The following is a 25,868-nucleotide window of genomic DNA, read 5'->3' as shown; positions in this document are numbered from 1 at the left end:
TGGTATTATTATTTCGATAATCAATATAAACCAAATAAACAATTATATGAAAACACAAAGAATTTCAGATTCCTTACAAGAAGCGTTGAATGATCAAGTTACTTTAGAAGCCTATTCTGCTCAAATGTATTTAATGTTGGCTTGTTGGGCAGATGAAAACCAATTGGATGGCATTAATAGTTTTATGATGAAACATTCGTATGAAGAACGAGTGCACATGGCTAAAATTATTGAATATATACAAGAACGCGGAGGTACTGTTAAAATTGAAGCAATTCCTAAACCAGGACCTGAACCGATGAATATCGTGGAATGTTTTGAAGCAGTATTGAAACAAGAAATTGAAAATACTGAAGCGATTTATCGTATCGTAAACATGAGTTTTGAAGAAAAAGATTGGGCTACTTGGAACTTTATGCAATGGTTAGTAACTGAACAACGTGAAGAGGAAAAATTGGCATTATCTTTATTAGATAAAGTAAAATTAGCCGGAGGACACCAAATAACTGCTACAGGTAAGTTTGAAATTAATAAATTAATAGGAAATACTGAACAGCATTTTCCGATAGCAGATGATGTAAATCCTTTACAAGAATAAATAAAAAAACCTCAGAAATTCTGAGGTTTTTTTATTTATTCTTCTTTTTCTAAATTAGGGTCTAATCGTTTTGCCTCTTCCATCATCCATTCATTTAAAATCTTTTTATCCTCCACAGATAATTTTGCCTCTGGATGTTGGGAAATATAACTTGGTAAAGGCATCATATCAGGTTTGATATAGGCCAAGCTATTTAATAGTTTTCTCGATTTTTCTTCGTTTGCATAAGTTTCCCAAATAGAGAAATTAATAAACTTTCTTCCCTCATTAATGTGGCCTTTAATCCACCAAGAAACAGGAGAGACATTCGCGTACCAAGGATAATTTGTTTCGAACGAATGGCAATCGTAGCACGAACGTTTTACAATCGCTCTTACATCGGTAGGAATTATTTCATTCGATGCAAAATCTTTTCCTTTATCAATAGTTAGATGGCTTCGATCAATTCGAATCAATTGCATCAAAATAAATACTCCAAAAATTACAATTAAAATCTTCTTCATTCTTTCCTCGATTTTAGGAGTTGCAAATTTAAGGGATATGATGATGTAGAGATACTATTTTATGATGGATAATTATTATCTTTCTATAGATGGAAAAAAATAATTAAACTCGCTTTTGAGATTATCGCTTTAATGTTTTCTCTTATTTTTTTGATGTTGAAATTGATTTTTGAAGGATTTAATCAATCTTCTGAATTAGAAAATTCATCGAAAGAAGTCTATTTTTTACTATTTTTTGAATTGATACTTTTCATTTCGATCGTGATTTTAGGATTGAAACTTGGTAAAATGATCATAAGTTTCATACGAGGCGAAAAGAAATAAAAATTATTTTAAAATTTATTTTAATGAACATCAATTAATTAGCTTATTTAAGCCAAAAAATGTAAAAAATATTTGAAAAAACATTTGGTATAGTCCGAATTATGCCCTTATATTTGCACCAATAAAAACAAACAAGGCGAGGTAGCTCAGATGGTTAGAGCGCAGGATTCATAACCCTGAGGTCGGCAGTTCGATTCTGCTCTTCGCTACAAACTCAAAGCAGATTCATAATGAATCTGCTTTTTTTTTGATGAAATATTAACAGTCTTCTGACGATAATCATCATTTAAATAGTTCAATTTCACTAAATTTGCAATCAATTTAGTAATATTCTAAATAAGTTTTAAACAAAATGATTCAAACAGATATAATTATTATCGGTGCTGGACCAACAGGGTTATTCGCTGTGTTCGAAGCAGGTTTATTAAAATTAAGATGTCATATTATTGATGCTTTGCCTCAACCAGGAGGACAATTAGCAGAGTTGTATCCAAAAAAACCTATTTTCGACATTCCGGGATATCCTTCAGTTGGTGCTGGAGAGTTAGTGGATAATTTAATGGAGCAAATTAAACAATTTGAACCAGGATTTACTTTAGCTGAGCAAGCTATGACTATAGATAAACAAGAAGATGGAACTTTTATCGTAACAACGAATAAGGGTACCCAAGTTCATGGTAAAGCTGTAGCTATTGCTGGTGGGTTAGGATCTTTTGAACCTCGTAAGCCGCTTATTGAGAATATTGCTTCTTATGAAGAAAAAGGAGTAGAATACTTTGTGAAAAATCCTGAACAATTCCGAGACAAAAAAATTGTTATTGCAGGAGGAGGAGATTCAGCATTAGATTGGTCAATTTTCTTAGCAGAAGTTGCTGCTGAAGTGACTTTAATCCACCGTCGTAACGAGTTCCGTGGAGCATTAGATTCTGTGGATAAAGTGATTGAATTAAAAAAACAAGGAAAAATCAATTTAGTAACGCCAGCAGAGGTTGTTGGGATTAAAGGTGATGGACATGTAGAAGCAATTGTGGTAGAGAAAGAAGGAGAAACTTTTGACTTAGCTACTGATTATTTTATTCCATTATTTGGTTTATCACCAAAACTAGGACCTATAGCAAATTGGGGATTAGAGATTGAGAAAAATGCGATTAAAGTGGATAATGCATTAGATTATCAAACTAACATTGAAGGGATTTATGCAATTGGAGATGTGAATACATATCCAGGAAAATTAAAATTAATTTTATGTGGATTTCACGAAGCAACTTTAATGTGTCAATCTGTTTATAACAAATTAAACCCAGGAAAGAAGTTTGTATTAAAATATACAACAGTTTCAGGTGTTGATGGTTTTGATGGAACACGTAAAGAAGCTGAAAAAGCAGTAGTAAAAGCGATTGATTAATTAAATAGTAGCTCAAAATAAAAAAGCACCTCAATAGAGGTGCTTTTTGCGTTTATAAATAGTGGTGTTTAAATATAAATAATTAAAAGTGATATATTTGTTTAGTTAACACAATAAACATAGCATGAAAAGATTAATCTACTTTGCTCTATTATTAGCCGGATGTATTTCGTTTGGCCAACAAAATTCAGTTGTTTTAAATGCAATTGATATTTCTAAAGAAGAAGGTTCTAGTATTAGTAGTTTTTTTATATCTAATAACAAACTTCATTTCACAGCAAATCAATCCCGAGACTATAGATGGTTATATAATATAGAAGACGATAAATTAAAATTTGTCGATAAAGACAACGCAAATCATTCAATTTATTTTGGTAATTCTAAGGTAATTCAATTTGATGAGAATAGATTTATATTATCCGGAACAAAGAATTATACGCACCAAGTGTTTATCACTGATGGGACACAATCTAATACAATTGATTTAGGAGCATTTTATTTTAATGATCAAGATTATGTGAAATGGGGAAATAAATTGTATTTCCTGGTAAGAAATAATGGATATGAATATTTTTTATATGAGACGGATGGTACTGTTTTAGGTACAAAAAAAGTGTCTGTCACAGATAATGCTATCTTCTCAAACTTTAGTTCTTTAAAAGTTATAGCTAACGAACTTCATTTTATTATGACTATTAATAGTAAGGATTTTCATTATAAAATAGATACAAACCAAAATTTAGTTCAAATTACCAATTTTGATAATCTTACAATTAATGATTTTGTAAAAGTGAACAACAAATGGTTTTATAACATTTCTAATACATACAATACAGGTAAGATATTGACTTGTGAAAATGGAAATTGCAATGAAAATTTTGCTTTTGTAGATAACAATTCACTTCCTTTTACTAAATTTCTCGTATTAGATAATGATGTACTTTTTATCGAAGCAAAAAGTATAAACTGGTCGAATGAGCAATCTAAAGTTTATAAGTATAACAAATCAAATAACTTATTTGAAACGATTACTATTGATGGAAATGAAATTACTAATCAGTATTTAAATTTTAGAAATTTATTTAAGTTTAAAGGTGAATGGTATGTAGTTGTTCAAAATAATAATAATAGAGGTAGAATTTATAAATATGGAAATTCTGGATTTGTGCTTCATGCCTCTACAGATAATACTATTGTTAGTGATTTCTATTTTACAGATGATAATTTTTATTTTAGTGTTTTGGATAACTATCAATCTTTCCGAATTTTTAGAAGCGATGGGACCACAGCATCTTCTGGGATAGTGGATGAGATAGGAGGTGTTAATTCTGGAGATCTCATCACCTTTAAGGGTGAGTTATATTTTAGAAAAAGTGATGAAATAAATGGAGATGAACTTTGGAAATATAATGAAGATACGAATATAACAGAACTCGTAAAAAATATTAATTATAGAGGTTCAGGAAATGTAGAAAAAATTAAGAAATTAAATGATCGTTTATTTTTTAAAGGCGTTGAAAATAATGTCTATAGTATTTCTACAACTGGAGAAAGTGTAAAATATACCAGTCCTGAAAGTAATTATAATTACGTTATTCATTCATTTTTTCAGGTGAACAATGATGTTATATTATTTACTGAAGGAAATTATCAATTCCATTTTTCAAAATTAAATGAAAAAACAAAAGATTTTGAAATTATCTATACAGCTCCAAGATTTTCATTTATTAATCCATATGTTTTTAATAATAAATTATATTTTGTATCCAATACTCTATCCGAGGGCTATAATAGTCAGTTACATTATTTAGATCCTGCTGATAATTCACTTAATTATGTTAAATCAATAGCTAATGTTGATCCAGATATATTAGGTTATTCGTTTAATGGCATTTTTGAGTTAGATGGTCAATATTATTATGTTTCAGAGGGGGATAATAAAGGAAAAATTAATAAACTTAATTTATCTAATAACAGAGTTGAACCAGTTTTTAGATTTTTAGTTAAAAGCTATGATAATAAGCAAGCTATAATAGTTGGTAAGTTGAATGATAAACTTCTGGTTAATTATGATAATGGGTATTATTTGTATGATGGTACTACAATGACTTACGTTACGGACGGAACTGTGTTTGGAGTCATGTATACCGAAACTCCGTTTCTTAATATAGATAATCAGCCAATACATAACAATAAGTTTTATTATTTAAAAGCTGTGGGAAGCACTGAGCATTATGATTTATGGACAAGTGATGGAGTTACTCACGAAAAATTAAATATTCAAGGAGATGGTAATAGGGTATTTTTATATAAGCAATGCAATGACAAAATGTATTTTATCAGTTTTAAAGATTATAATTTATATGAAACTGACGGTACAGCAGCAGGGACAAGGTCTGTAGGATATATGGATCATTCTTATATCCGAAGTTCAAGTCCAATGAAATGCTTTAATGATAAATTATTTTTCATGGAAAATTATTACGGAAATCAATTATCAGTGATAGATAATGGGATAAAAAAAATATTTGATTTTGAATTTGATGATTTACCAAACATGTGGGTAAATTATGATTATACGACTAATATGGAGGTTATGGAAGATAAATTATATCTAACCATTTCACATTATTACGCAGGTAAAGAGGTATTTGTTGTAGATTATAATGCATTTAATTTAACCACTCTATCGGATCAAAATTTTGATATTAATTTAAATTTGAGCAAAAAAGGGGAAGTAAAAGTATATCCAAATCCTACTACTGGAAAGATTAAAATTATTGTCAATAAAGAAGAACAAATTAAAGAAATCAAAATTGTGAATGTTACTGGGCAAACAATTTTGAAACAAAACATTAATTCGCATAATAATTTTTCTGAATTAGATTTATCTCAACTAAAAAAGGGAATTTATTTCCTAAACATAACAACTAATTCATCTAGCTACTCTAGGAAATTAATAAAAAAATAATGAAAAGATTAATATTAGCGCTTTATTTAGTTGCACTAAGTCCATTAGCTTTTGCACAGAAAGAACTTAATTTTCAGACAATAGATATCGCCAAAAATGGAGATACATCGGTAAGTAACTTTATTTCGGGAGCTGGAGATTATGTGTTTTTTGCCAATAATAAATTAACAAAGCTAAATAAGCAGACAAAACAATATTCGTTCGTTAATACAGGAAACAATAATTTAAGGAATACAGAATTAATTTCAGATGGTATAAATCATTTCTTTAATTATACCGATGGAAAATTACTTTTAAAGTATGCTGAAGATGGTCAAGTAGAGACTATAAAAAGTTCTTTCTATTTCAATAAAATTATTAAGGTTGATGATAGTGTAAGTTATATTTTATATTCTGATTCTTATGACACTACAAATTCAAGATTAGCTAAAATTTCTAACGGTGCTTTTGAAGATGTATTAAATTTAGAAACAGATTCTAAATTAATGGGAATCTCAATAGAAAATAATAAAGTTATTGTGCTTTATGTTAATAAAATCAGCATAACTAATTTAACAAACAATGAGGTCGTAAATTTCTCGATTGAAAATACGATGAATTATGGAAATCAAATTCCAAATTTTAATTTAGACATTGTTGATTCAAAATTATATTTTAAATCAGTCGTTAATTATCAAACAACAGTAAAATCATTTGATTTAAACACTTATAGTTTTCAAAATACAACCATACCTAATTATACACTTGGTTCTGTAAGAAAAGTAGGAGATACAACGCTTTTTATATATAATTACAACTTGTATATAATTAATTCAAATAGTACTATATCTAGAATCGATTTAGGTAATTATTCTTTAAATTATTATTCAACTCTAGATATTTCACATAATAATTCGATTTTCACGTTTATATTTTCTAATCAAACAGGTTCTTATGAGACAGCGAAAATTGATATTTTAACAGGACAGTTAGAGCTTATATCTTATTTAAATGATACTAATTTTTTAGAGAATAATTCATTTGGTGATAAACAATATTATATAAAAGGAGACAACTTAGAAGTTTATAACATAAGCAATGGAGAAAGACAAGTGTTAACCTCTAACATTAAGGTTGAAAAAATATTGAGTGTTTCAAATGATGAAATTATTTTGCACGCTACAACTCCGAAAACTGGTGCAGAAATTTTTGCGTATAATAATGTATCATCTTCAATAGAATATTTCGGAGACTTAAATAATTCACCAAATACAAATCCAAAAGCATTTATCAATGTTGGTAATAAAGTTTTTTATCAAGCATTGTCAGATAATTTATACGTAACAGAAGGTACTGAAGAAACGACTAGAAAAGTATTTGATGTCTCATTAAATAATAATACTTTGGGTAATTTAATGAAAGGAATAGAGTTTAAGGGTAAACTTTATTTTTCAGGAATAAGACCAGGTATAAATTCTGGATCTGAGTTATGGTTTTCAGACGGAACACCTGAAGGAACCCAAGAAATTGAAATTAATACCACTACTGCAGGGCCTCATAGTGTGGTGAGTGGTTTCAGAAATTTTATTGGTAAAGGTGAAAATAGATTTTATTTTGTTGGAAATACACCACATCAAGGGGATGAACTTTGGACTTCTGATGGAACAAGGGAAGGAACTCGTATTGTAAAAGAATTTTCGCCAGGATCTAATTCTACTTATTTTTCCACTACGGATGACTCTATTATTGGAGATTTACTTTACTTTTTACGACCTAATTATTTAGAAGGTTCGTATGTTTTTTTTGATTTGTGGGTAACAGACGGAAGTGAGCAAGGTACAAGAAAATTAAATAGGATATCTGAAGTTGTACGAACAGATTCTTTTAACACTGAAGGAATTATAGCAGTAACAGATAATTATGTTTATTATACCTATTCTTACCAACCAGAAAATTACTTTCTGTTTGAAAGAAGATTATATCGTTATAATTTAAACACCGCTGAAATAGAATTTATAGATAAGGTTAAATCAAATAAAACGACTAAATTAACTAAAGATAATATTTATTATACAAAAGATAATAATTACTATAGTTATAATATCCATACTGGAGTTAAAATATTGATTGAAGAAAATTTTGGATATTTAGAAGATGATATGATGGTTTTAAAAGATTGTGGAAATTATCTATTATATGGCGATACAGATTATTCTTTAAACTTTCGTGATGTTAGAATAAAGGATAAAACATCTAATGAAAATTTAATGACCTTGACTCACGGATATTTTAATAACAATAATACCTTATGTATTAGCAATAAACCGTTGTTATTTCAAAATTCTGCTTATGATTCAGTAATACTTGGCACATATTTTACGATTGAAAATAATCAGGTTTCCCCTATTCCAATTAAATTAGATGATATATTTTATGACAATATAGATTACATGGGAGAAATGATTTATAATGAAGAGTTGAATAAAATTTTAGGGAGTACTATTTTTCAAACAGATTATGGTAATGAGTTAGTTGTTTCTAACGTTGATTTTATTTTTCTTAATACAACAGAAAATTCAACAACTGAATTTTCTTCAAAAAAGAATAATGTTGTAGTTTATCCAAATCCAACTAATGGAAAATTGAATGTAAAAATTAGTAAAGGTGAGTTAATTAGTTATTCTTTATATGATATGCTTGGAAGAGAAATTAAGATGGATATAAACCTTTATAAAAATCACATTTTAATTAATTTATCTAATTTTTCTACAGGTGTTTATAATTTAAATCTAATTACATCGGAAGGTAGAGAAAGTAAAAAAATTATCATTAAATAAAATTTATACATAATAAAAAGGTACCTTCTCTAAGGTGCCTTTTTTATATCCAACCATTTTCAATGGCTTTATAAATCACTTCTTGTATTGAAGTGCATTGGGTTTTGCATAAAATATTTCGACTATGAGTATTAACAGTAGCTTCGCTGAGATGTAATTCCTGTGCTACTTGTTTACTGCTTTCACCTTTGTGCAATAATTTCAGAATTTCTTTTTCTCGCGGAGTTAATATTTCGTTGGTTGGTTTAAAAACTTCTTCTACTTCAATATTAATATAATTAGGTGCGCCATTCAGTCCAATAAAAGATAAAATAGGCTTGCCAAAAGGTTTCAAATAAGAAATGTCGGTCTGAATACCTAAACAAAGTAAAACTCCCTTATTTGCTGTGAATTGCAAAGGATGAATATGTCTTAAGATGCGTATTGTTTCCTGAGATTGTTGATGAATTACTCTAAAATCACTTCTTACTTTATAATTTTCTAATTTTTCGGGTGTAAAATTAAGAGCAAATTTAATCGCTGTGTTTTCCATGTTCATAAAATGAGGTAAATCATCATGATGAACAATTTCCATAAATTTTTCTGTTGTAAAATCTTCAGGTTTCACGCCAATTATTTCTTCTACCTTAGGATGTACATATTCAATAACAGAATTTTGTAGATTGAAGATGTAATAATAAGAATCGCCAAAATGAAACAACTCGATAATATGATCAAAATCTGTCTCGAAATTTGGTTCTTCATCTATATCGGATTTCGCAATAGAATTCCATATTTTACGGATAGAATTTATATACAATAAAAAAGGAGCTCATTTGAGCTCCTTTTTTATTGGTTGATGATTCCTATTTCTTTTCTCATTTCCTCAAAGGTTACGATTTTTCCTTTTTGCGGTAGAGTAATTTTTAATGGCTTATCTAGGATTTCTAAATTTTTTAATGTGAAAATTGTTGTGAAAAAAGGTGTTTTAATTTCTGTTTTCAAAATTAATCCTGGTAAATTAGCAAAATTATGCGGTCCGTCTTTGTATTTCACATCTGTCGAATACCAAGCAACAAATTCATTTCCTTCAATATCTTCTCCGATAGCTTTAGTAGCATTATAACCGTTTATAGTAGATTTTTCTTTGGTAAGTTGCCATTTGAGATTTGGGATTTGATCCTTTACTAAAAATGTTTTTACATTGATATCGTATTGTTTGTAATACTCGTTTTTAGAAAAATCTTTAAATAATGGATTTTGTTCAGAAGTTAACAATTCCTGAACAATCATATTCGATTGGTCTTGTGCATTGTTGATTTTACTTTCTGCTCTAAATACGGATAATTGATTGTTACTTTCCAAAATAAAATCAAGAAAAATTCCTTTATCAATCAAACTTTTAAAAACAGGTTGCAAATCCTTAGGGAATAAATCTTTTGATTGTTCGTAATCAAAAATAAATTCAGCTGTATAAGTGGCTCTTATACTTTCAGTTTGTGCAAAGACAAATGAAGTAATAAACAGAAGGTATAGTGTTAAAATATTTTTCATATTTAGTTTTTAAAACTTTTACGAATATCCATTTTCTCATTCACGGATTGATTAAATTCAGGAAAAGGTTGATTGCTGAATTCTTGAACTTCGAGGTTTATTTTTGATGTGACATTATGATTACTTCCATCATTTTCCTTGTAATTTGTACTCCAATTTCTTGCAAATTCTCGCAAAATATATTTTCCTTGATATGGTCGATATCTGTAATAAGTATTCACATAATTTACGAAATCATCAGATTTTTTAAAATTTAAGTTCTCTCCATCTATAATAAATTCTACTATGGCAAAAGAATCTTTAGCTATTAAGAAACGATGATACACACTATTCACTAAATGAAATTCATACATATATTCATTTCCATATTTTGTTAATTTAACGGACGAAGATTCTAATGTTGAATAATATTTTATATACTGCTCAAGTTTATATTTTAAGTGAATATCTTTTAGAATAGGACTCAATCGAATATTATAACCATAATTAGGTTCTTTTACAATTCTTTCTATCACATTTTCTTTCGATTTAATCGAAAGATTATCTTTCTTAAAACGTAATTGTAAATCAAGATTAATAAAATCACGATTGATAGAATCAACAATTTCGTCGACCGAAAAATTTACTTTATAAAAATGTTGTTCTGTGTTGAAATTCTTTTCGTAATTCTCAATTACTTTTTGAAGAATATCTATTGTCTTAAGATTTGTAATGAAAGTTTCTTTTAACTCAATTTCATCAACTTTAGATAGTTGAATGATTAGTTCGTCATCTTTTAATTCAGCGATTTTAAAAACTGCATTTTGATAATCTTTTTTCGAAATAATTAATTCGTCATTTGGTGAGATATTTTGTAAGTCAATCCTTACTTTACCATTTTCGTCAGATATAAAATTTTTAGTGGATTGTGTAAAATAAATATCTGAATCAGCTAAAGGTGAATTGTTTTCTTTGTCTACAATTTTGATGTTTTTTAGTTGAGCTGAAACTGAAATTCCAAAAAGGATCAGTAAGAGATAAATTTTATTCATAAAGTGTTAATTATTTGATTTATAAATTTATAAAAAAGATTGATTCATCATCAATCTTTTAAGAAGGTCTCTTTTTAAAGGACAAAAAAACCGTGTCAAGGTTCTAAACCTTGACACGGTTATGTTAAATCTCAACCTTATTCTTAATCTCCATCAATCAAACGACCTAATCCACCAAGAATAGAACCTTCGCCTTGAGATGAACCACCTGCTGAAGGCGCGTGTGCAATAATACGATCAGCTAATCGGCTAAATGGTAATGATTGTACATAGACAGTTCCAGGACCACGTAATGTAGCAAAGAAAACACCTTCACCCCCAAATAATCCAGTTCCTAGTTTTCTGTTGAATTCAATTCCAACTGAAACGCCTTTTGCTGCAGCTAAAAAAGCATCTTTTTGACAAATAAATTTTCCGTTAACTGCGGATAAATCAATCGGAATGATTTTACCAGGATAAGGAGAAGCAAACGACACTTTTTTCTTTCCTTGTCCATAGTTAGTATATGTCGTCATAAATAAACCTTCACCAGTTAACATACGTTTTCCAGCATTCATTAATTTACCAAAAATTCCACTTGTTTGTCGTGATCCGTCACCAAAGATAGTTTCCATTTTGATGCCGTCTTCCATCATCATAAAGCTACCTGCTTCCGCAACAACTGTTTCTTGAGGATCTAATTCAATTTCGACAAATTGCATTTCTTCGCCAAAAATTTCGTAATCAATTTCGTGTGCATTCATAACAATTCAATTTTAATAATTAGTATCAAAATTCATCATTTTGTAACAAGAATTAGTTTAAATTAATCTTAAAATTTAAAGACTATACGATATCTTTTTTTAGTGTTCTAAGTATTAGTATTTTTGTGAATAATAGAATAAAAATGGCAGATATTAAAATTACAATTATAGATAGAGAAGGTGTAAAGCATGAAGTAGATGCGCCAACTGATATGAACATGAACATCATGGAGTTGACACGTGCATACGAATTAGCTCCAGAAGGTACAATAGGAGTTTGTGGAGGTATGGCGATGTGTGCATCTTGCCAATGTTATGTGCAAACACCTGAGATTAATTTACCAGAAATGAATCCAGACGAAGATGCTATGCTAGCAGAAGCGTTTAATGTGCAAGATAATTCGCGTTTAGGATGTCAATTACATATCACGGAAGATATGGACGGATTAGTAGTGGAATTAGCGCCTGAATATTAATTGTCCAAGTTTTACGTAGTATGTAATATGTTCTACGTTGACTAAATTTCGCGTTTAACGTACAACGTAAAACGTAATACTTAAAACTGATCAACAATGAATCAAGATAAAAGATTATTTCTTTTAGATGCCTATGCCTTAATTTTTAGAGGATATTATGCATTTATAAAAAATCCACGTATTAACTCGAAAGGTTTCAATACTTCAGCAGTAATGGGGTTTATGAATTCGCTTTTCGATGTTTTAAATCGTGAAAAACCAACACATTTAGCAGTTGTATTTGATGTAGGAGAAGCAACTGTTCGTACGGTTGATTATGCAGAATATAAAGGTAATCGCGAAGAAACTCCAGAAGCAATTAGAGAAGGTGTACCTTATATACAAGAGTTATTACGTGCTTTAAAAATTCCTGTATTATTTGCTCAAGGCTATGAAGCAGATGATGTAATTGGAACTTTAGCAATTAAAGCTGAACAACATGGGTATACAACTTACATGGTAACACCTGATAAAGATTTTGCCCAATTGGTAACAGATCAAATCAAGATGTATCGTCCACCAGCAAATGGAAAAGGAGTTGAAATTTGGGGTATAGAAGAAGTTAAAGAAAAATTTGGAGTAGATTACCCGATTCAAGTCATTGACTATTTAGGAATGATGGGTGATGCAGTGGATAATATCCCTGGTTTGCCTGGTGTTGGAGCTAAAACAGCGAGTAAATATATCAAAGAATTTGGATCGTTAGAAAATCTTTTAGCTAACACAGATCAATTAAAAGGTAAAGCAAAAGAGAAAATTGAAGCAAACAAAGAGTTAGGCTTATTGTCTAAGAAATTAGCGACAATTATTACCGATGCTCCAGTAGATTTTGATGAGGAAGATTTATTAGTTTGTCAACCAGATTTAGAAAAAGTTACAGAATTATTTACGGAATTAGAATTCCGTCGTATGTTAGAAACTGTTTATAAAATTTATGGATTAGATTCTTCTGGAATAATCAAAGAAGCACAAACAGAAATTTCTTTAGCATCACAAGAAAATGTAGCATCAGATCCTGCAGGTCAACAATCTTTATTTGATTTTACATCGGGTGATGAAATTGTTCCTCAAAATTCAGTTTATACAAATATTGGTACAACAGAACATTTTTATCAATTAGTTGATTCGCCAAAAGCAAGAAATCTTTTAATTAGAAAATTGAAAAACCTGAAAGAGTTTTGTTTTGATACAGAAACAACTTCTTTAGATACGATGGAAGCTGAATTAGTAGGAATTTCATTTTCATATGAAAAAGGGAAAGGATATTATATCCCATTTCCAGAAGATTTTGAAAGTTCTAATGCATTAATTAATGAATTTAAAGAAATTTTAGAAGATGAATCAATTTCAAAGATTGGTCAAAATCTAAAATATGATATAAAAGTACTGGCTAAATATGGTGTTGAAGTGAAAGGAAATAACTTCGATACAATGATTGCGCATTACTTAATAAATCCTGATATGCGCCATAATATGGATGTTTTATCAGAAACGTATTTAAGTTATCAACCAGTTAAAATTGAAGATTTAATTGGGAAAAAAGGAAAAAATCAAAAGAATTTTAGAACGGTAGAATTAGAGGCTCAAACAGAATATGCGGTGGAAGATGCTGATATTACCTATCAATTAAAAAATCTTTTTGAACCTGAATTGGTAAAAGCTAATACGCATCAATTATTTACTACTATTGAAATGCCATTGATGCAAGTTTTGGCTGATATGGAATTAGAAGGTATAAATTTAGATGTACCTTTCTTGAAAGAATTATCTGTAAAACATGAAGCAAAATTAGCAGAATTAGAAGTAAAAATTCATGCAGATGCTGGTGAAGAATTTAATATAAATTCGCCTAGACAATTAGGCGATATTCTTTTTGATAAATTAAAATTAGATCCTAAAGCGAAAAAAACTAAAACAGGTCAATACGCAACAGGGGAAGAAGTTATTTCAAAATTAAAAGGAGAACATCCAATTATTGCAGATATTTTACAATATCGTCAGTTACAAAAACTAAAATCGACTTATATAGATGCGTTACCAGAATTGGTGAATCTCAAAACCAATCGTTTGCATACAACTTATGCGCAAACTGTTGCGGCAACAGGGAGATTATCTTCCGTAAATCCAAATTTGCAAAATATTCCTATTCGTTCAGAAGAAGGACAACAAATTAGAAAAGCATTTATAGCGAGAGATGAAAACCACGTGATTATTTCGGCCGATTATTCGCAAATTGAATTACGATTAATTGCTCAAATGTCACAAGATCCTGCGATGGTCGAAGCTTTTAGAAAAGGAGAAGATATCCACGCGGCAACTGCTGCAAAAGTTTTTGGTGTTGCATTGGATGAGGTTACACGTGAACAACGTAGCCAAGCTAAGACTGTAAATTTTGGTATTATTTATGGTGTTTCAGCTTTTGGGTTGGCAGAACAAGCAGATGTTTCTCGTAAAGAAGCAAAAGCTTTGATTGATGCTTATTATATAACATATCCAACACTAAAAACGTATATTGATCAACAAGTAGAAATTGCACGCGAAAATGGTTTTGTTGAAACTTTAATGGGACGTCGCCGTTATTTAAAAGATATTAATTCTAGGAATGGAGTTGTACGTTCGCATGCCGAACGCAATGCAGTAAATGCACCAATACAAGGTACTGCTGCAGATATTGTGAAAATAGCGATGATTCAAATTCAAAAAGAATTGAAAAAGAATTATAAAACTAAAATGCTTTTGCAAGTGCATGATGAGTTAATTTTTGATGCACCAAAAGATGAAGTTGAAGCTGTTTCAAAAATGATAAAAGATACAATGGAAGCAGCTGCTTCTTTCGATGTACCTTTAATCGCAGAAGTTGGAGTAGGAGCTAACTGGTACGAAGCGCATTAATTTTACAAAATATTTATCAAAAAAATCCATACTGTGAAGTGTGGATTTTTTTATTTTAAAAGTATCTGTATCTAATTTATAAAATTAAAAGTGTATAAATTTTTATGTAATATATATGTTTTAAATACAATTTGTTGGCTTTATATTTTTTGTTAGAAATTAAACTTTTACATATTTTTTTGATTTAAATATTTCTATATTTCAAGACCTAAATAACACTATATGCAAAAGACTTTTATTTTGTTTTTTTTAATGATAATTTCAATTTGTTCATGCGAAGAGAATTCTATTCCAACAATCAGTAATGAGGAAGATTTAAAAAAATATATTGTCAATGATTATTTAAAGATATCTTATAACACATCAGACCTTTATATGATAAACTGTGCCGACCTTTCTTTTAGTTTTGAAAATGTAGAAGTTTTAAAAATAAGTAAATCAGATTATATAGATATTTCTAAGCAATTATTAAATTTTAAATTAAGTCCTTCTCAAACCAAGAGTGATATAGATTTTGCTATAGAATATAGGGATAGTAAATTTTGTTTAAATCATTTGGGTAGTTTATATCGTAATGGGAGAAAATTACAAAGTAATGCAGATTTTGTGTATAGGATAAAATCGAAAACTAATTATTACAATTATTTTAGTGAAGAAGATTTGATAAAAAATGACAGCTTAATTTCAAAAAATGGATTACCATTTAATTATAAACCGCATAATTATGAGGTGAATGGTAAATTATTAGAAAATGATAGTTTAGTTGTCGAGAAAAAAGGAAGTGTAGAGAAGAAAAATATTATATTAACTTACTAAAAAAAAATCCCGCTGATATGGCGGGATTTTATATTTACAAAGGTTTTCTTACTACTGGTAGAATTTCTCCTTTTTCTAAACAATATTTTTCAACATCTTCTGCTGGAATTTGTTTCGTGTAGTCTACTTGTTCTACAATAAATCCGGCATTTTCTAAACGTTTATAATAATCCATTCCATAAACACGAACATGATCGTACTGACCAAATTCGCGGCGACGATCTTCTTTGGAAGTAATTGTTGGATCTTCATAAGTAACATCTCTTTGGTAAGAAATCGGAACTTGTAAAATTCCCCAACCTCCTGGCTTCATTACTCGAAACAATTCAGACATAGCTTTTGCATCATCTGGTATATGCTCTAAAACATGATTACAGAAAATCACATCATATGAATTATCTTCGAAAGGTAAATCGCAAATATCAGCTTTTACATCTGCTAACGGCGATTCTAAATCACTTGTTGTATAATTTAAATGTTTTAGATTTCTGAATCGTTTAATAAAAGATTGTTCTGGAGCTATATGTAAAACTTTAGCTGATTTTGTAAAAAAATCCGTTTCATTTTTTAAATATAACCACATTAAACGGTGTCTTTCTAGCGAATATGTTCCAGGAGAAAGAACATTATCTCTTTGGTTTTCGTAACCGTATGGTAATAAATTTTTGTATCCTTGATTATCGATTGGATCTACAAAACGAGTTCCTCGCATGTACCAAACAATAAAAGGTCGAACGATGTAACTTCCTTGAATTAATAAAGGACGTGGTACAATGTTCATGATTTTTTTGAATGCCGCTTTCACTAAATGAGGTTATAGCTTATGGTTTAAATAAAAATGGAGTTTCTTCATCAGAAACAATTCCTAATGCATCATAAATATATTGATATGTAGATAATAACTTTGGCTTACCATCTACCACACATACATCGTGTTCGAAGTGGGCAGAATACTTATTATCTCGTGTAGTTACTGTCCAACCATCTTTATGGAATTTAACTTTTTCAGTTCCCATATTAGTCATTGGCTCAATAGCTAATACCATTCCTTCTTCAATTTTTTTTCCAGATCCTCTTCGTCCGTAGTTAGGAACTTGTGGTTCTTCATGCATTTTACGACCTAAACCATGTCCTACTAATTCTCGAACAATTCCGTATCCTTCATTTTCGCAATGTAATTGAATAGCGTATCCTATATCTCCAACGCGATTCCCTTTTTGCATTTGCTCTATACCTTTATATAAAGACTCTTTTGTTATACGCAATAATTTTTCTGTTTCTGCATCTACTTCACCTACTGCAAAAGTATAAGCATGGTCTCCATAAAAATCATTCATATAAACACCGCAATCTACAGAAACTATATCTCCTTCATTTAGAGGGATATCATTTGGAATTCCATGAACTACTTGTTCATTTGGAGAAATACATAAATTTTTAGGAAAATCATACATTCCTAAAAATGCAGGATATCCACCATGATCACGGATAAATTCTCCACCTAATTTATCTAAGTGATTTGTGGTTACACCTGGTTTCACTTCTTTTGCCAACATACCTAATGTTTTTGACACTAATTGTGCACTTAGGTACATTAATTCTAACTCTTCTTTACTTTTTAAATGTATCATAATCCAAAAAATCCTCTTTTCTTTTTTCGAACAGTCTCTTTACCATTTTCATGAAGAGAAAATTCGATTTTTTTAGTTATAATTTGATAAACTTCGCCCCACCCAGGAAAACCTCCAAGGTTACGATCATCAATAAAAATATCAGCATTTATTTTTCTGCTTTGTTTTTCTTCATTAAATTCTTCTCCAACAAAACTATTATTGATCCCATAAAATTCAATGCCATTTTTTTGACAGAATTCTACAGCTTCATCTAACATTTTTCCACTTCTATAAGTCCAAAGTGTAAGTCTATATCCTTCGTTTTGTAGTTGTTTTAAAGTTTCGAAAGCAAATAATTTTGGTTTTCCAATTCCTGGATATTTATCCTCTACAATGGTTCCATCAAAATCAACAGCAATAATTTTATTAATCATCGGTTGGCTAGTTTAAGTTATATTTAATTTTTCTTTTCAATAATAATATTTCCTGTCATATCTTCTGGAATATTTATACCCATTAATGTTAAAATTGTAGGTGCTATATCACCTAATTTTCCATGAGATACATTCCATTCCTGATTTTTTTCAGCTAAAATAAAAGGAACTTGATTGGTTGTATGTTGTGTATTTGGTGATCCGTCTTCATTTTTCATAAAATCTGAATTACCGTGATCGGCCAGGATGACAACTTTATAATTTTTTTGTAAAGCTAAGGTTACTATTTTTTCTGTACAAGCATCAACAACTTCAGCGGCTTTTATTGCTGCTTCCATTATACCTGTGTGGCCAACCATATCTGTGTTAGCAAAGTTTAAACAAATAAAATCAGCACTTTCATTTTCAATTTCTGGTAATATAGCAGCTGTAATGTCATATGCAGCCATTTCAGGTTTCAAATCATATGTAGCTACATCTCTTGGTGAAGCACACATTATTCTTTTTTCACCAATAAATTCAGTTTCTCGACCTCCCGAAAAGAAAAATGTAACATGTGGATATTTTTCAGTTTCTGCAATACGAATTTGTTTTTTACCTGCTTTTTCTAAAACTTCTCCAAGTGTATTTTTTATATTACTGTCATTAAATAAAACATCAATATTTTGATAAGTTTCATCGTATTGAGTCATTGTAATATACTTCACATTTAAAGGTTTCATCTCAAATTCAGGAAAAGCTTGTTGGGTTAAAACTTCTGTAATTTCACGACCTCTATCTGTTCTAAAGTTAAAGCATAAAACAACATCTCCTTCTTTAATTGTGGTAATTGGTTCATATTTTTCATCACAAATTATGATAGGTTCTATGAATTCATCTGTTATATTTTCCTGATAAGAATCTTCAATAGCTTGAATAGGGAATGCTGTTTTTTTACCTTTAGCATATACCATTGCATCGTATGCTAATTTTACACGTTCCCAACGTTTATCGCGATCCATCGCATAATAACGTCCAGTAATAGAAGCTAATTTTCCTGTAGAATTTTCCATATGCTGAATTATTTCAGAAATAAATTCTACACCAGATTTAGGATCGCAATCGCGTCCATCAGTAAACGCATGCACAAAAACATTATCTTTCAATCCCGCAGAGTTTGCAGCGTCTAATAATCCTTTTAGATGATTGATGTGAGAATGTACACCTCCATTAGAAACCAAACCTAAGAAATGTATGTTTTTGTTGTTTCTTATGGCGTAATCAAATGCATCTTTTAAAATTGGCTCTTCTATAAAAGTTCCATTTTCAACAGCCATATTAATACGGACTAAATTTTGAAAAATAACTCTTCCAGCTCCTAGATTCATATGTCCAACTTCCGAATTTCCCATTTGTCCATCAGGTAAACCTACTGCTGATCCAAATGTATCTAATGTAGAGTGAGAGAAACGTTGATAGCAACTGTTGATAAAAGGTGTATTGGCTTGTTCGATGGCTGAGACAGAAGGATTAGTTCCTATACCCCAACCATCTAAGATCATTAATATAGCTTTGTTGTTCATGGTTTGTTTTGAAAAAAAATAAAGCTCAAAGTTACGAAAACTTTGAGCTTAGTTTAATTTTTTAGTTGGCAACTTCACTTATGAATTTGATTCGCATTAAGCGTAAATCATCTTCTTCGTAATCGTCACCAAATTCTTTTAATAATACTGACATAGAATCTGATTCGGAATCCATTAAGAAGTCATGAATTTCTTCTTGTTGATCTTCATCTAAAATATCATCAATATAATAATCAATATTTAATTTAGTTCCTTGATAAACGATTGCTTCCATTTCTGATAATAGATCTGACATGGATAAATTTTTTGCACTCGCTACATCTTCAAGATTCAACTTTCGATCTGTAGACTGTATGATGTAAACTTTGTGGCTAGATTTATCAGCAACTTGTTTAACGACCATATCTTCAGGACGAATGATATCATTGTCTGTAACATATTGTGCAATGAAATTTACAAAATCTTTTCCAAATTTTTGAGCTTTTCCTTCACCAACTCCAAAGACATTTGTTAGTTCTTTAATTGTAGTTGGATATTGCATCGTCATATCCTCTAAACTTGTGTCTTGAAAAACAGCAAATGGAGGTATGTTATGTTTTTTTGCAATCTTTTTGCGTAAATCTTTTAGCTGTTTTAAAAGAACATCATCATATGCAAGTGTAGCAGTAGATACATCTTCTTTGTCTAATGAGCCATCAGTTAATAATTTTTTGTAATCAACATCTTCTGCAATTTCAAAAAAAGTAGGGTTAGCAATAAAATCTTTTCCTTCTTTTGTTAGTTTTAAAATTCCATATGTTTCAATTTCTTTAATCAAAAAATTATGAACAATTAATTGTCGCAGAATAGATTTCCAATAATAATCTTCTTTCCCTTTTCCAGTGCCAAAAAATGATTCTTTTTCAAGTTTATATGATTTAGTAATGGATGTTTCTTTTCCTACCATCACATTTACTACATCATTTATTTTTAACTTTTGATTAGTTTTTGAAATAATTTCAAGAACTTTAGAAGCATCTTCTGTAGCATCAACCATCTTTTTAGGATTTCTCATATTATCATCCATATTGGCTCCTGGACCGTTATGCTCGTCAAATTCCTCACCAAAATAGTGTAATAAAAATTTACGACGAGACATTGAAGTTTCGGCATATGCTACAACTTCAGAAAGTAATTGCATCCCAACTTCACGTTCAGCAACAGGTTTACTTGCTAAGAATTTTTCTAGCTTCTCTATATCCTTATAATCGTAGAAAGCAATACAATGTCCCTCTCCACCATCACGACCCGCGCGACCAGTTTCTTGGTAGTAACTTTCTAATGATTTTGGTGTGTCATAGTGAATAACAAAACGTACATCTGGTTTATCTATTCCCATACCGAATGCAATAGTAGCAACAACTACACTTGCATCTTCCATTAAGAACATGTCTTGGTGTCTGCTTCTTGTTTTTGCATCTAACCCAGCGTGGTAAGGAATAGCATTAATGCCGTTAACTTGTAAAAGTTGTGAAAATTCTTCTACTTTTTTACGGCTTAAACAATAAATAACTCCAGATTTCCCTTCATTTTGTTTTATAAATCTGACAATTTCTTTGTCTTGATTCACTTTTGGACGAACTTCATAAAATAAGTTTGTACGATTGAATGAATCTTTAAAAACTTTAGCAGTTTGCATTCCTAAAGTTTTCTGAATGTCTTCTTGTACTTTAGGTGTTGCAGTTGCTGTAAGAGCAATAATTGGTGCGTCTCCAATTTTGTTAATTATAGATTTAAGATTTCGATATTCAGGGCGGAAATCATGCCCCCATTCAGAAATACAGTGCGCTTCATCAATTGCAAAGAACGAAATTTTAACAGATTTAAAGAAGTCGATATATTCTTCTTTGGTTAAGGATTCGGGTGCAACATAAAGCATTTTTGTGACACCATTTTTGATGTCAGTCATCACTGTTTTTGTTTCTGACTTGTTTAAAGAAGAGTTTAATACGTGTGCAATTCCATCATTTTCAGAAATTCCACGTATTGCGTCTACTTGATTTTTCATTAGTGCAATTAAAGGTGATACAATAATTGCCACTCCATCTGACATTAGTGCCGGTAATTGATAACATAATGACTTACCTCCTCCGGTAGGCATAAGGACAAAAACATCTTCACCATTAAAAAGTGATGTGATAATTTCTTCCTGTTGACCTTTAAATTGGTCAAAACCAAAATACTTTTTAAGGTAAGATGTTAAGTTCTTCGAATTGGCTTCCATCTAAGCAATAGACTAAAATTAAAATTATAAATTAAATAGTTCCTATATTTGAAACCTGAATTAACCTTTCAATTTTTATTCAATTGATTAAGAGTTAAAAAAGGGAGTTAAAGGTACGAAAAAAATAAAATTAGACAATACTATTTGTTTTGGAAAAGTCAGAATTAATACAAATTGCTCAGAATGTTTTTCAAGATGAGATTCATGAGCTAGAAACGATCGCATCCCGTTTAGATAATTCTTTTACAGATGCAGTGAACGCAATATACCATACGAAAGGGAAATTAGTTGTTGTAGGAGTTGGTAAAAGCGCACATATCGCAAATAAAATAGTTGCGACATTAAATTCTACAGGTACGCCATCTCAATTTTTGCATGCAGCAGAAGCTATACATGGAGATCTCGGGTTACTACAAAAAGAAGATGTAGTAATTTGTATTTCTAAAAGTGGAAATACTCCAGAAATAACATATTTAGCTCCAATATTAAGACAATATTCTTCATTTTTAATTGGTTTAACAGCTAATTTAAAATCAGAATTGGCTAAAAATTCGGATATAGTTTTAGATGTTAACATATCGAAAGAGGCTTGTCCTATCAATTTAGCACCTACATCTTCTACTACTGCACAACTTGTAATGGGAGATGCAATTGCGGTTGCATTAATGAAATTACGACAGTTTAAATCTGATGATTTTGCAAAATCTCATCCAGGTGGAGCATTAGGAAAAAGATTATTGTGGACGGTTGAAAATATTGTGGATCCTACAAGGCATCCATCTGTAAATCCAGATTCTACTATTGCTGATGTTATTAATTCTTTAACATCAGGTAAGCATGGAATAACGGTTGTTTTAGAGGATAAGAAAATAATAGGTGTAATAACAGATGGAGATTTACGACGTATGTTGATGAAATATAAGGATTTTTCAAATCTAACAGCTATTGACATCGCAACTTTAAATCCTAAAACGATTCATACAAAGGAAAAAGCAAGAGAAGCTTTGAGTATTCTAAGACAAAATAGTATAGGGCAATTAGTTGTTGTTGATGAAAATAATCACTATTTTGGAATATTAGATATTCACTCAATTTTAAATGAAGGAATCGAATAATATGTCTGGAACATTTAAAAAAGATATGCCTTTCTTGGCACACATAGGAGAATTAAGAGGTCATCTTGTGCGATCTGTGATTGCTATTGTAATAGCTGCGATAGGAGTGGCTATTTTTTGGGAAGAATTAGTAGAATATGTTATTATGGCGCCCTTAAAATCGACCTTTCCAACATTTGATTGGTTTAATGCCTTTGGGGAACTAACTGGTTATGGAAAAATTTATACCGGTTCATTTGATATTTCTAAAGACTTAACAAATTTAAATCCTTCAGGACAAATTACATCTCAGTTTTTTGCTGTGATGGTTTGTGGAGTTATTGTGTCCATCCCTTATATTATTTATGAAATTTGGAAATTCGTAAGTCCTGCACTAAAAGAAAATGAACGTAAGTATGCGGGAGCTACAATATCAGCTGTAACATTCTTTTTTATAACTGGAGTACTTTTTAGTTATTTTTTATTATTACCACTTTGTACTCAGTTTTTATTTACTTATGATCCATTTGGAGTTGGAAATACATGGACTTTACCAAGTTATATAGATCTATTTGTCCAACTATTGCTTTCTATGGGAGTAATGTTTTTAATGCCTGTTTTTGTTTACTTTTTAACAAGTATTGGTATCCTTACACCAAAATTTTTAAAGGATTATCGTAAGCATGCTTTTATTGTAGTGTTAGTTATAGCAGCCGCAATTACGCCTAATGATGTATATAGTATGGTGTTGGTAACTATACCATTATGGATATTGTATGAGTTTAGTATATTAGTGTCTAATAATATATATACAAAGCAGTTAAGATCTAAAGGAACAGATCTTGTTAAGAAATAATCATGTTATGCTTGCATAATAAAATAAATTTTTTAATTTTACTATAAAGATATAATAAACCCAAAATTATGAAGATATTAGTTTGTATTAGTAGTGTACCAGATACTACAGCAAAAATCAACTTCACAGGAGACGGAAAATCATTTGATAAAAATGGTGTACAATTCGTTATAAATCCACATGATGAATTTAGTTTAAACAAAGCGGTAGAGTTACAAGAAAAACAAGGCGCTACTGTAACTATATTAACAGTAGGAGATGCTACTGTAGATCCAGTAATGAGAAAAGCCTTAGCAATTGGAGCAAATGACGGTATACGTATCGATGCAGATGCTCGTGATGACTTTTTCGTTGCGACACAAATAGCAAAAGCAGCAAAAGAAGGAGGATTCGATCTAGTTTTAACAGGTAAAGAATCGATTGATTATAATGGTGGATCTGTACCAGGATTAGTTGCAGGTTTATTAGACTATGGTTTTGTTAACGGATGTATCGGATTAGAAATTGATGGATCTTCAGCTAAAGCTATTCGCGAAATAGACGGAGGTAAAGAAAATGTAGAAGTAGTTTTACCAGCAGTTATTGCAGGACAAAAAGGTTTAGTGGATGAAGCTGCTTTAAGAATTCCAAATATGCGTGGAATTATGCAAGCAAGAACAAAACAAATTAGCGTAGTAGCAGCAGAAGCTACAGAAACTAAAACAGAAGTTGTAGGTTATGAAAAACCAGCTTCACGTGGAAATGTAACATTAGTAGACAAAGATAATGTTGCTGAATTAGTACGTTTATTACACGAAGAAGCGAAAGCTATCTAATTAATCAATCTTTAAAACTATTTAAAAAATGGCAATTTTTGTTTACGCAGAGTCTCACGACGGAAAATATAAAAAAGCAGGATTAGAAGCTGTAGCATATGCAAAAGCTGTTGCAGATGTGGCTGGTGATACAGTTACAGCAATTGCTTTCAACGCAACAGATTCATCTGAAGAATTATACAAATATGGAGCTACAAAAGTTTTAAAAGTTGAGAATTCAGCTTTAAAAAACTTTGATGCTAATGCTTATGCTAAAGCAGTAGCAGAATTAGTAGCAGGAGATGTAGTTGTTTTACCATCTACGAATGATGCAGCGTCTTTTGCTCCATTATTATCATTAAAATTAAATGCGGCATTAGTTACTAATGTGGAGAAAGCTCCAACTGCTGTAGCACCATTTACAGTTGCACGTAAAGCATTCTCAGGAAAAGGTATTGAAACAGTAGCAGCAGCTGGAAAAGTTGTTGTAACAGTTTTGCAAAATGCATTTGGAGTTAAGGAAAATGCAGTAACAGGATCTGAAGAATCTGTAAAAGTTACTGTAACTGATGCTGATGCTAAAGTAAAAGTATTAGGAGTTGAGTTTGCAAAAACAGGGGCAATCGATTTAAAAGAAGCTGAAATTGTAGTTTCTGCAGGCCGTGGATTAAAAGGTCCAGAAAATTGGGGTATGATTGAAGAATTAGCAGGATTATTAGGTGCTGCAACAGCTTCTTCAAAACCAGTAGCAGATATTGGATGGAGACCACATGCAGAACACGTAGGGCAAACAGGGAAAGCTATCGCGCCAAATTTATATATAGCGATTGGTATTTCTGGAGCTATCCAACATTTAGCAGGGGTTAATGGATCTAAAACTATTGTTGTGATTAATAGTGATGCTGAAGCACCTTTCTTTAAAGCAGCTGATTACGGTATTGTAGGAGATGCGTTTGAAGTTGTTCCTAGATTAATCGAGGAAGTTAAGAAATTAAAAGGATTAGCTTAATTCAATTAATAAATCTTTAAAATATAAATCCGGATTACTAATGTGATTCGGATTTTTTTATCTGTTAAATAATCATTATTATTTAATCATTTTTTG

General features: G+C 30.4%; 21 protein-coding genes and 1 tRNA gene. 12 read left to right on the top strand and 10 right to left on the bottom strand.

Translation table 11 applies throughout. The features are described from left to right. The first annotated feature begins 46 nt into the window (after positions 1-46). Positions 47-598, top strand: coding sequence for a ferritin (locus IM532_RS04870; protein WP_194182307.1), 552 nt, complete (start codon positions 47-49; stop codon positions 596-598). Positions 599-633: 35 nt separating this feature from the next. On the opposite strand, the gene IM532_RS04865 is transcribed toward IM532_RS04870, so the two are convergent. Next, positions 634-1,101 (bottom strand): heme-binding domain-containing protein, encoded by a 468-nt coding sequence (locus tag IM532_RS04865; RefSeq protein ID WP_194182306.1) that lies wholly within the window; start codon positions 1,099-1,101, stop codon positions 634-636. 459 nt (positions 1,102-1,560) lie between these two features. Here IM532_RS04865 and IM532_RS04860 point away from each other — a divergent pair. From IM532_RS04860 to IM532_RS04845, 4 genes are all read left to right on the top strand, one after another. Continuing rightward, positions 1,561-1,634 (top strand) — tRNA-Met (locus IM532_RS04860). A gap of 143 nt (positions 1,635-1,777) precedes the next feature. Continuing rightward, positions 1,778-2,830, top strand: coding sequence for an NAD(P)/FAD-dependent oxidoreductase (locus IM532_RS04855; protein ID WP_194182305.1), 1,053 nt, complete (start codon positions 1,778-1,780; stop codon positions 2,828-2,830). Between the two features lie 124 nt (positions 2,831-2,954). Beyond that, complete coding sequence (locus tag IM532_RS04850; protein WP_194182304.1) at positions 2,955-5,801, top strand: T9SS type A sorting domain-containing protein; 2,847 nt, start codon at positions 2,955-2,957, stop codon at positions 5,799-5,801. Further along, positions 5,801-8,617, top strand: a complete 2,817-nt coding sequence (locus IM532_RS04845; protein ID WP_194182303.1) for a T9SS type A sorting domain-containing protein — start codon at positions 5,801-5,803, stop codon at positions 8,615-8,617. The genes IM532_RS04850 and IM532_RS04845 overlap by 1 nt, the downstream gene beginning before the upstream one ends. 43 nt (positions 8,618-8,660) lie before the next feature. Here IM532_RS04845 and IM532_RS04840 read toward each other — a convergent pair whose 3' ends face one another. The 4 genes from IM532_RS04840 to IM532_RS04825 form a co-directional block, all read right to left on the bottom strand. After that, on the bottom strand, positions 8,661-9,416 hold the full coding sequence (locus IM532_RS04840) for a LuxR C-terminal-related transcriptional regulator (protein WP_194182302.1): 756 nt from the start codon (positions 9,414-9,416) through the stop codon (positions 8,661-8,663). Between the two features lie 29 nt (positions 9,417-9,445). After that, positions 9,446-10,150 (bottom strand): GLPGLI family protein, encoded by a 705-nt coding sequence (locus tag IM532_RS04835; RefSeq protein ID WP_194182301.1) that lies wholly within the window; start codon positions 10,148-10,150, stop codon positions 9,446-9,448. Positions 10,151-10,152: 2 nt separating this feature from the next. Further along, the gene (locus IM532_RS04830) at positions 10,153-11,181 is read right to left on the bottom strand and encodes a hypothetical protein (protein WP_194182300.1); all 1,029 of its coding nucleotides are present in this window, start codon (positions 11,179-11,181) and stop codon (positions 10,153-10,155) included. Between the two features lie 143 nt (positions 11,182-11,324). Next, the gene (locus IM532_RS04825; RefSeq protein ID WP_194182299.1) at positions 11,325-11,924 is read right to left on the bottom strand and encodes an AIM24 family protein; all 600 of its coding nucleotides are present in this window, start codon (positions 11,922-11,924) and stop codon (positions 11,325-11,327) included. Between the two features lie 143 nt (positions 11,925-12,067). On the opposite strand from IM532_RS04825, the gene IM532_RS04820 reads away from it, so the two are divergent. The 3 genes from IM532_RS04820 to IM532_RS04810 all read left to right on the top strand — a co-directional run bounded on the left by IM532_RS04820 (position 12,068) and on the right by IM532_RS04810 (position 16,147). Continuing rightward, complete coding sequence (locus IM532_RS04820; protein WP_194182298.1) at positions 12,068-12,400, top strand: 2Fe-2S iron-sulfur cluster-binding family protein; 333 nt, start codon at positions 12,068-12,070, stop codon at positions 12,398-12,400. 96 nt (positions 12,401-12,496) lie between these two features. Further along, positions 12,497-15,331, top strand: a complete 2,835-nt coding sequence (gene polA, locus IM532_RS04815; protein ID WP_194182297.1) for a DNA polymerase I — start codon at positions 12,497-12,499, stop codon at positions 15,329-15,331. A gap of 222 nt (positions 15,332-15,553) precedes the next feature. Further along, on the top strand, positions 15,554-16,147 hold the full coding sequence (locus IM532_RS04810) for a hypothetical protein (RefSeq protein ID WP_194182296.1): 594 nt from the start codon (positions 15,554-15,556) through the stop codon (positions 16,145-16,147). A 34-nt stretch (positions 16,148-16,181) separates the two neighbouring features. On the opposite strand, the gene IM532_RS04805 is transcribed toward IM532_RS04810, so the two are convergent. The 5 genes from IM532_RS04805 to recQ all read right to left on the bottom strand — a co-directional run bounded on the left by IM532_RS04805 (position 16,182) and on the right by recQ (position 22,019). Then, complete coding sequence (locus IM532_RS04805) at positions 16,182-16,928, bottom strand: methyltransferase domain-containing protein (protein ID WP_228063656.1); 747 nt, start codon at positions 16,926-16,928, stop codon at positions 16,182-16,184. A gap of 40 nt (positions 16,929-16,968) precedes the next feature. Then, a complete protein-coding gene (gene map / locus IM532_RS04800) occupies positions 16,969-17,778 on the bottom strand; it encodes a type I methionyl aminopeptidase (RefSeq protein ID WP_194182294.1) in 810 nt (269 codons plus the stop codon). Continuing rightward, positions 17,775-18,194: a BT0820 family HAD-type phosphatase gene (locus tag IM532_RS04795; protein WP_194182293.1), complete on the bottom strand. Its 420-nt coding sequence runs from the start codon at positions 18,192-18,194 to the stop codon at positions 17,775-17,777. The genes map and IM532_RS04795 overlap by 4 nt, the downstream gene beginning before the upstream one ends. Positions 18,195-18,217: 23 nt before the next feature. Continuing rightward, positions 18,218-19,756, bottom strand: coding sequence for a 2,3-bisphosphoglycerate-independent phosphoglycerate mutase (gpmI, locus tag IM532_RS04790; RefSeq protein WP_194182292.1), 1,539 nt, complete (start codon positions 19,754-19,756; stop codon positions 18,218-18,220). Between the two features lie 61 nt (positions 19,757-19,817). Further along, positions 19,818-22,019, bottom strand: a complete 2,202-nt coding sequence (gene recQ / locus IM532_RS04785; RefSeq protein WP_194182291.1) for a DNA helicase RecQ — start codon at positions 22,017-22,019, stop codon at positions 19,818-19,820. Positions 22,020-22,168: 149 nt separating this feature from the next. On the opposite strand from recQ, the gene IM532_RS04780 reads away from it, so the two are divergent. The 4 genes from IM532_RS04780 to IM532_RS04765 all read left to right on the top strand — a co-directional run bounded on the left by IM532_RS04780 (position 22,169) and on the right by IM532_RS04765 (position 25,772). After that, a complete protein-coding gene (locus IM532_RS04780; RefSeq protein WP_194182290.1) occupies positions 22,169-23,134 on the top strand; it encodes a KpsF/GutQ family sugar-phosphate isomerase in 966 nt (321 codons plus the stop codon). Next, the gene (tatC, locus tag IM532_RS04775) at positions 23,118-23,969 is read left to right on the top strand and encodes a twin-arginine translocase subunit TatC (protein WP_194182289.1); all 852 of its coding nucleotides are present in this window, start codon (positions 23,118-23,120) and stop codon (positions 23,967-23,969) included. The genes IM532_RS04780 and tatC overlap by 17 nt, the downstream gene beginning before the upstream one ends. Before the next feature lie 68 nt (positions 23,970-24,037). Next, a complete protein-coding gene (locus IM532_RS04770) occupies positions 24,038-24,784 on the top strand; it encodes an electron transfer flavoprotein subunit beta/FixA family protein (protein WP_194182288.1) in 747 nt (248 codons plus the stop codon). A 28-nt stretch (positions 24,785-24,812) separates the two neighbouring features. Continuing rightward, on the top strand, positions 24,813-25,772 hold the full coding sequence (locus IM532_RS04765) for an electron transfer flavoprotein subunit alpha/FixB family protein (RefSeq protein WP_194182287.1): 960 nt from the start codon (positions 24,813-24,815) through the stop codon (positions 25,770-25,772). Positions 25,773-25,868: the final 96 nt, after the last annotated feature.

Source organism: Faecalibacter rhinopitheci (genome assembly GCF_015234135.1).
GTDB classification, from domain to species: Bacteria; Bacteroidota; Bacteroidia; order Flavobacteriales; family Weeksellaceae; genus Empedobacter; species Empedobacter rhinopitheci.
This window is presented reverse-complemented; position numbering and strand designations above follow the sequence as displayed.